6 protein-coding genes and 1 pseudogene are annotated in these 7522 nt (G+C 64.7%); 1 reads left to right on the forward strand and 6 read right to left on the reverse strand.

Going from position 1 to position 7522, the window contains the following annotated elements; translation table 11 throughout:
- On the reverse strand, window positions 1-397 hold a 397-nt coding region (locus tag VJS90_RS04540), incomplete at its 3' end, for a branched-chain amino acid ABC transporter permease (protein WP_414704895.1).
- A 136-nt stretch (window positions 398-533) separates the two neighbouring features.
- Window positions 534-1682, reverse strand: a complete 1149-nt coding sequence (locus tag VJS90_RS04545) for a branched-chain amino acid ABC transporter substrate-binding protein (RefSeq protein WP_324119480.1) — start codon at window positions 1680-1682, stop codon at window positions 534-536.
- 401 nt (window positions 1683-2083) lie between these two features.
- Between VJS90_RS04545 and VJS90_RS04550 the strand changes: the two genes are divergently transcribed.
- Window positions 2084-2809 (forward strand): FadR/GntR family transcriptional regulator, encoded by a 726-nt coding sequence (locus VJS90_RS04550; RefSeq protein WP_324119482.1) that lies wholly within the window; start codon window positions 2084-2086, stop codon window positions 2807-2809.
- 52 nt (window positions 2810-2861) lie between these two features.
- Here VJS90_RS04550 and VJS90_RS04555 read toward each other — a convergent pair whose 3' ends face one another.
- The 4 genes and pseudogenes from VJS90_RS04555 to VJS90_RS04570 form a co-directional block, all read right to left on the reverse strand.
- Window positions 2862-4310: an NAD-dependent succinate-semialdehyde dehydrogenase gene (locus VJS90_RS04555; RefSeq protein ID WP_324119484.1), complete on the reverse strand. Its 1449-nt coding sequence runs from the start codon at window positions 4308-4310 to the stop codon at window positions 2862-2864.
- A 66-nt stretch (window positions 4311-4376) separates the two neighbouring features.
- Complete coding sequence (locus tag VJS90_RS04560; RefSeq protein ID WP_324119486.1) at window positions 4377-6062, reverse strand: thiamine pyrophosphate-binding protein; 1686 nt, start codon at window positions 6060-6062, stop codon at window positions 4377-4379.
- 26 nt (window positions 6063-6088) lie between these two features.
- Complete coding sequence (locus tag VJS90_RS04565) at window positions 6089-7285, reverse strand: FAD-binding oxidoreductase (RefSeq protein ID WP_324119488.1); 1197 nt, start codon at window positions 7283-7285, stop codon at window positions 6089-6091.
- Between the two features lie 30 nt (window positions 7286-7315).
- A pseudogene (locus VJS90_RS04570) lies at window positions 7316-7522 on the reverse strand (NAD(P)-dependent oxidoreductase); the annotation flags it as partial.

The following is a 7522-nucleotide window of genomic DNA, read 5'->3' on the forward strand; positions in this document are numbered from 1 at the left end:
AGGTCTTGTAGCCGCGCCCCCAGATCATCATCGCGAGGTTCTGCAGGACGATGGAAATGCCGATGGCGAGGATCAGAGGGGTCAGGCGGGGGGCCTTGCGCAAGGGGCGGTAGGCGTACTTCTCCATGCCTTGGGCCATCAGCATGCAGACCACCGCCGCGACCATGATCGCCAGCAGCAAGGTGAGGATGCCCGGTGCCAGGCCCATGCCGGCAAGCACGGTAAGGACCGAGATGGTGACCATCGCGCCAACCATCACCACCTCGCCATGGGCGAAGTTGATCAGGCCTATGATGCCGTACACCATGGTGTAGCCCAAGGCTACCAGGGCATAGATGCTGCCCAGTACCAGGCCGTTCAAGACCTGCTGTAACAAGATATCGAAGTTACCGTCCACGAGCTGATTCCTCAAGACTGCGTTGTCGTCGGCGCGCGGCTAGCCACAGCCACGCGGCCGACAGGCCTGGCAGGTCAGAAATGTGTACGTCGGTTACGAGCCCGCTGGCCCGCTTGTTATTAGAGGTGTCGCAGGATCAGTCACGCTGGACGGCGAGGGTTTTCCAGCCGCCATCGGCGAACTGGAACACGGTTGCCGCCGGGCTTTTCAGGTTGCCCTTGTCGTCGAAGGCGATGGTGCCGGTGACGCCTTCATAGCTTTGCTGCTTGAGTACCGGCAGGTAGACGGCAGGGTCGGCGAACTTGGCCTGGACCATGGCGCTGATGGCCGCCCAGGTGGCGTCATAGGCCGCGGGCGAGGACTGCACGACGCCGACGCCGAACTTGTCCTTGAGCTTTTGCTCGAACGCGGCGCCCTTGGGCAGCTCCAGCAGTGGCTGGCCATAGTTCCAGGCGTAGACGCCCTCGGCGGCGCTGCCGGCCATCTGCCTGAACGAGTCATTGGGCAGGTTGCCGATGTTCATGAAGCGCGCTTTGAGCCCCAGGTTCTTCATCTGTTTGGCCATGGGCGCGGCTTGATAGTCGAGGGCGGCGAAAAACACCGCGTCGGCCTTCTGCGCCTTGGCCGTGGTGAGGATCGCGTTGAAGTCGGTGGACTTGTCATTGGTGTATTCACGTACCACGACATTGCCACCGGCCGCCTTCACCGCCTTGGTGACCTCGTCGGCCAGCCCCTGGCCATAGGCGGTGCGGTCGTCGAAAATGGCGATGCGCTTGGCGTCAAGCTTGCTGACCAGGTAGTTGCCGGCATAGCGGCCCAGGGTCGCATCGTCGTTGACCACGCGGAACACCGAGGGAATGCCCTGGCGGGTCAATGCGGGGTTGGTGGCGGAAGGTGAAATCTGCGGGATGCCGGCATTGGCGTAGATCTTCGAGGCGGGAATGCTCGTGCCGGAGTTGTAGTGGCCGATCACCACCGCGACTTTCGAGTCCACCAGGCGCTGCGCCACGGCGGTACCGGTACGCGGGTCGGCGACGTCGTCTTCGGAGACCAGCTTGAACACCGCCACCTTGTCGCCCAGCTTGAGCTGCTGCTGGTTGGCCTCCTCGACGGCGATCTGGATGCCATGTTCCACATCCTGGCCCTGATGCGCCGACGGCCCGGTCAATGGGCCGGCGAAGCCGATCTTTACGGTTTCAGTGTCTGCCGCGTTCGTCGTGCCGATAGCCACCAGCGTTGTCACAATGCTTGCAAGTGCGTTTCGTGCCCAGATCTTCTTATTCATGTTCTGCTCCCAGTATTGGTCGGACGACGTTCGAGACACAGGGCAAGCGATGTCAGGCCGGCAAGCAAGCCGCGCCCGGGCATCACTCACTGCGCGATGAAGATCAAGCTCATCGGCGCACTTGTAAGATAACAGTCAGCAGGCAACTGTCAATGGGTGTATGCTTGGGTAAAATGCAGATCGCGACGAACGCCAGCCAGGCCGCAGAGTCTCTGTAAAAGGCTGGAAGGGTCGTCGCCAGCAGGCGCGGCGCCGCATGCCAGTCAGATGTTTGATAACATATGGCCACAACATCACAGCGGGTTGGCCTACGTTCACGGCTGCTGGGGCTTTCGCAACGGCCTTCCTCTGCTAGAAAATCAACCGTGATGAGCCAAATCAGTTTCAGGAGCTACACACCTATGAATGCGTCGTTAGGTACGCGTCGGGCCAACCTGGCGGAAACCGTCATCCAGGAGCTTTCGGGCCGGATAGACAACGGCACCTACGGGCCGGGGCAGAAGCTGCCGTCCGAGCAGGAGCTGTGCAAGGAGTTCAACGTCAGCCGGCCGGTGGTGCGTGAAGCCGTGGCCTCGCTGCGCCTGGGCGGACGCCTGGTGGCGCGCCAGGGCGTGGGCGTGTTCGTGGTCGAGCAGGATGTGAAGCGCATCGGCTTCGCCCTCGACAGCGTGGTCGACGATGTACGGGCGGCGGCGCAGATTCTCGAGCTGCGCCTGGGAATCGAGACCGAATCGGTGGCGCGCGCTGCCGAACGGCGCAGCCCTGCCAGCATGGGGCAGATCACCGAGGCGTTCGACCGGTTCAACGCCCTGGACGGGACTAACCTCGAAGAGGAAGCCAAGGCCGACTTCGAATTTCATCTTGCGATCGCGCGGGCAACCAACAACCCGCACTTCACCCAACTGCTCGAGGCACTGGGACCGGACATCATCCTGGACCTGAACCTCAAGCACAGCCAGGTATCGGGGAAAAACCGGCAGAACCACATCAAGAAGATTGCGCGCGAGCATGGCGCGATCCTGTCGGCGATCAGCATGGGCGACGTGACCAGTGCCCGCAACGCGCTGCGCAAGCACCTGGAAGAGAGCCTGTCGCGGTACCAGCGCCTGCTGGACAGCGGCGAATGAGTCCGGTCCTGCAGGAGCGGCGCACCGGCGCTCCTGCACACGCCTTTGAGGCCTAGAGGCCCAGGCAGACGTACTTGATCTCGAGGTAGTCCTCGATCCCGTAACGCGATCCCTCGCGGCCCAGGCCTGAGGCCTTGACCCCGCCAAAGGGCGCGACTTCGGTCGCCACCACGCCGACATTGACGCCGACCATGCCGTATTCCAGCGCCTCGGACACCCGCCAGATGCGCCCGACGTCCCGCGCGTACAGGTAGCACGCCAATCCGAACTCGGTGGCATTGGCGTGCTCGATCACCTCTTGCTCGGTTGTGAAGCGGAACACCGGCGCCACCGGCCCGAAGATCTCCTCGCGGGAAACGCGCATCTCGGGTGTCACGTCCGCCAGCAGCGTGGGCTCGAAGAAGGCCGCGCCCTTGGCATGCCGCTGCCCGCCCACCAGCAAGCGGGCCCCTGCTTCCAGCGCCTCGCTGACCATGGCCTGCACGCCGTTTACCGCCTTGGCGTCGATCATCGGCCCCACCTGCGTTCCGGGCTGGTCGCCCTCGCCCACCACAAGCGCCTCTATGCGCTGGGCAATGCGCTCGACGAAGCGGTCATAGACACCGTCCTGGATGTAGAACCGGTTGGCGCACACGCAGGTCTGGCCGCTGTTGCGAAACTTGGCGACCAACGCGCCTTCCACCGCCGCGTCCAGGTCCGCGTCATCGAAGACGATGAACGGCGCGTTGCCTCCCAGTTCCATGGTGACTTTCTTGACCGTCTCTGCGGACTGGCGCAACAACTGGATGCCAATCGGCGTGGACCCGGTGAAGGACAATTTGCGCACCAGAGGGTTGGCCGTGAGTTCGCCGCCGATCGCGGCCGAATCTCCCGTCACTACGCTGAACACGCCCCGTGGAATACCGGCACGTTCGGCCAGCACGCACAATGCCAGAGCGCTGTAGGGCGTCTGCGACGCGGGCTTGAGCACCAGCGTGCAACCCGCCGCCAATGCCGGGGCGGCTTTGCGGGTGATCATCGCCGCGGGAAAATTCCAGGGCGTGATGGCCGCGCAGACTCCGATCGGCTCCTTGGTCACGAGCAGCCGCCGGTCCGGGCTGGGGGACGGGATGACGTCGCCGTAGATGCGTTTGCCCTCCTCGGCGTAGAACTCAAGGTAGGCCGCGGCAAAGGCGATCTCGCCCCGGGACTCGGCCAGGGGCTTGCCCTGCTCGGCGGTCATGATGCGCGCGAGGTCTTCCTGGTGCGCGAGAATCTCTCGATGCCAGTTCTGCAGGCGTATCGCCCGCTCCTTGGCGGTGAGCTTGCGCCAGGCAGGCAGCGCCCGCTGCGCAGCGTCGATGGCGCGCCGGGTTTCATCGGCGCCCATGCGCGGCACGCAGCCTAGCGTCTGGCCGGTGGCCGGGTTGGTCACGTCAATGGTCTGGCCGCTATCGGCCTCAAGCCACTGTCCGTCGATGTAGCAAACGTCGCGCAGCAGCGCAGGATCGGCAAGTTTCATGTCGATGGCTCGTGTCGGGAAGGGAGTGAAAAAGGTGGGGCCGGACCGCGCCCCACCTGAGGCAAATCAACGGGACGCCAGGGCCTTTTCGCGGATCTGGCTAAGGGTCATGCGTGGGGTCAGGGCTTCAGGGTCGACCTGGATCTCGATCAGCGCGGGCTTGCCCGATGCCTGGCAGCGCTCGAAGGCGCCGACGAATTCCTCGGTGTGGGTGACCGTTTCGCCGTGCAGCCCATAGGCCCGGGCCAGGGCGGCGAAGTCCGGGTTGTGCAGCTCGGTCCCGGAAACCCGGCCCGGGTAGCTGCGCTCCTGGTGCATGCGGATGGTGCCGTACATGCCGTTGTTGACCACGATGACGACGAGCCTGGCATCGTAGTGCACGGCGGTGGCCAGCTCCTGCCCATTCATGAGGAAGCAGCCGTCTCCGGCGAACGCCACGACGGTGCGCTGCGGACAGGTCAGCTTGGCGGCGACCGCTGCCGGCACGCCGTAGCCCATTGAACCGTTGGTGGGCCCAAGCAGCGTGCGGAACGTGCGGTGCTGGTAGCCACGGTGCACCCAGCCGGTGTAGTTGCCCGCGCCGCAGGTCAGAATGCTGTCCGCGGGCAGGGACTGGTTGAGCCAGGCGATGATCTCGCTCATCTGCACATTGCCGGGTGAGCGCGGCGTCTCGAAGTTGCCGCGATAGCCGCGGTTGAGGCTGGCGGTCCAGTCTTCGAATGCCTGCGGTCGTACCGCAGGCAGGGCCACGGCCTGGTCCAGGAAGCTGGCAGGCCCGGCATTGATCCCCAGCGTCGGCTGGTAGACGCGGCCGATCTCCTCGGCGCTGGCGTGCACATGCACGAGCGTCTGCTTCGGCGTGGGGATATCCACCAGCGCATAGCCACCGGTGGTCATTTCGCCTAACCGGGCGCCGATCACCAGCAGCAGGTCGGCCTGCCTGACGGCATCCACCAGCACGGGACCGGCCGCCAGGCCAAGATCACCGGCATAGTGCGGGTCGGTGTTGTCGAACAGGTCCTGGCAGCGGAACGATGCCGCCAGGGGCAGATTCTGGCTGCTGACAAACCGGCGCAGGTCTGCCACGGCGCCAGCGGTCCAGCCGCCGCCGCCGGCGATCACCAAGGGCTTGCTCGCCTTGCTCAGCAGGTCTTGCAGCGCTGACAGCGCGGCCGGAGCCGGCGCGGCCTCGACACGCTGGGCCGCACGCGCGTCAGTCACGCTCACCAGGTCGGTGAGCATATCCTCGGGCAAGGCGACGACCACCGGGCCCGGGCGGCCGCTGATGGCACGCTGGAAGGCCTGGTTGAGCAGCTCGGGAAGGCGCGCGGCGTCGTCGATCTGCACCACCCACTTGGCCATCTGGCCGAACATGCGCCGGTAGTCCACTTCCTGGAAGGCTTCACGTTCGATCTGGTCACGCGCCACCTGACCGATGAACAGGATCATCGGGGTCGAATCCTGAAACGCGGTATGCACACCAACCGACGCATTGGTCGCGCCGGGGCCACGGGTGACAAAGCAGATACCCGGCTTGCCGGTGAGCTTGCCGTAGGCTTCGGCCATGTAGGCCGCGCCGCCTTCCTGGCGGCACACGATCAGCTCGATCTCGTCCTGCACGTCATGCAGCGCGTCGAGCACCGCCAGGTAACTCTCGCCCGGCACGCAGAACGCCCGCTCCACGCCGTTCACGCGCAAGGCGTCCACCAGGACCTGCCCACCGCTGCGCAGCACTGTGTTGTCATTGCTCATCTTGTTGTTCTCCTCAGCCCGCGTGGTCAGATGACCGAGTCTTCCAGGAATGGCGTGTTGTCGATGACCCGCTGGTAGGACAGCGCGCTCAGGTCGAGCGAGCGGTAACCGCCATAGGTGATCAGTTCGGACAGGCCTCGCCCGATGGCGGGCGCCTGCTGCAGGCCATGACCACTGAAGCCGTTGCAGAACAGGAAATTGCCGACCTGGTCATGGGGACCGACAATGGCGTTGTGGTCCAGCACGCAGAAGTCGTAGTGTCCCGCCCAGAAGTTGACCACCTTGATGCCCTCGAACGCTGGCACGCGCTCGGCGAGAATCGGCCAGACCTCTTCATCGAACTCGGCGTGCAGCACGTCGAAGTCCTCGACGTCGACTTCAGGATCGTGCTTGGGATAGGTCCCGCCGAGGTAGAACTTGCCCTCAGGGCGGAAGAACACGCCGGTGGGGTCGATGGTCAGCGGCACGACGCCCTCCAGCGGCGTACGGCAGTCGAACACGAACAGCGAGCGGCGACGCGGCTCCACGGGAATCTCGAGCCCCGCCAGGCGAGCGATCTTCGGCCCGCGGGTTCCGGCGCAGTTGACCAGCGTGCCGCAGCCGATGCGCTCGCCACTGGCCAGTTGCACGCCTGTCACGCGGTCGCCGTCGCGCTGCACCGCGACCACTTCGTTCTCGATGTACTCGGCGCCCAGCGCGCGGGACTTGCGGCGGAAACCATTGAGCATGCCGACACTGTCGAACCACCCTTCCCCACTGCGGCCATAGCTTGCGCCGGCGAGGCTGTCCGGGTTGACCCACGGAAACCGCCTGACCAGTTGCTCGGGGTCGAGCAATTGCACATCGGCGCCATGGGACACCTGCGTATCGTGCAGGCGGCGCAGCACTTCATAGCCCTTGTCGTCACCCAGGAACAGGTAGCCGTTCTCGTGGAAGGCCAGGTCCGGGCGGTCGCCATCGACTTCCATGAGGTCGGGGAAGCTGCGCACGAACTCGGCGCCGAACCTTGAAATCTCGATGTTGATCGGGTTGGAGAACTGCTGGCGGATCGAGCTGCTGGACAGCGCGGTCGCCGACCTGGCGTAGGTCCAGTCGCGCTCGATCACCAGCACCGAGCCGGTGAAATCGGGATTGTTGGCCAGGAAATAGGCAGTAGCGCTGCCGTTCACCGCGCCACCGACGATCACCACATCGTAATGCTGCTTTGTTGCTGTCGAAGCCATGTCTGCGCTCTCTAGTGACGGCATGAAGCCTTATTTCGAATCTTCGAAGTGACCGGCGCCGGCGAAATTGCCACCGTGGTAGCGCGCCGCGGGTTCGTTGGGGTCCAGTGGCGGGTGCTCGGCCAGGACCTTCTCGCGGTAGTCGTCCGCGCTGTCCTTGGGCACGTAGCCCAGGGACGAGGCCATACGGTTGTCCCACAGGCTCTCGCGGTTCGCCGACATGCCGTAGACGATCAT

Source organism: Pseudomonas sp. (assembly GCF_035277045.1).
GTDB lineage: Bacteria > Pseudomonadota > Gammaproteobacteria > Pseudomonadales > Pseudomonadaceae > Aquipseudomonas.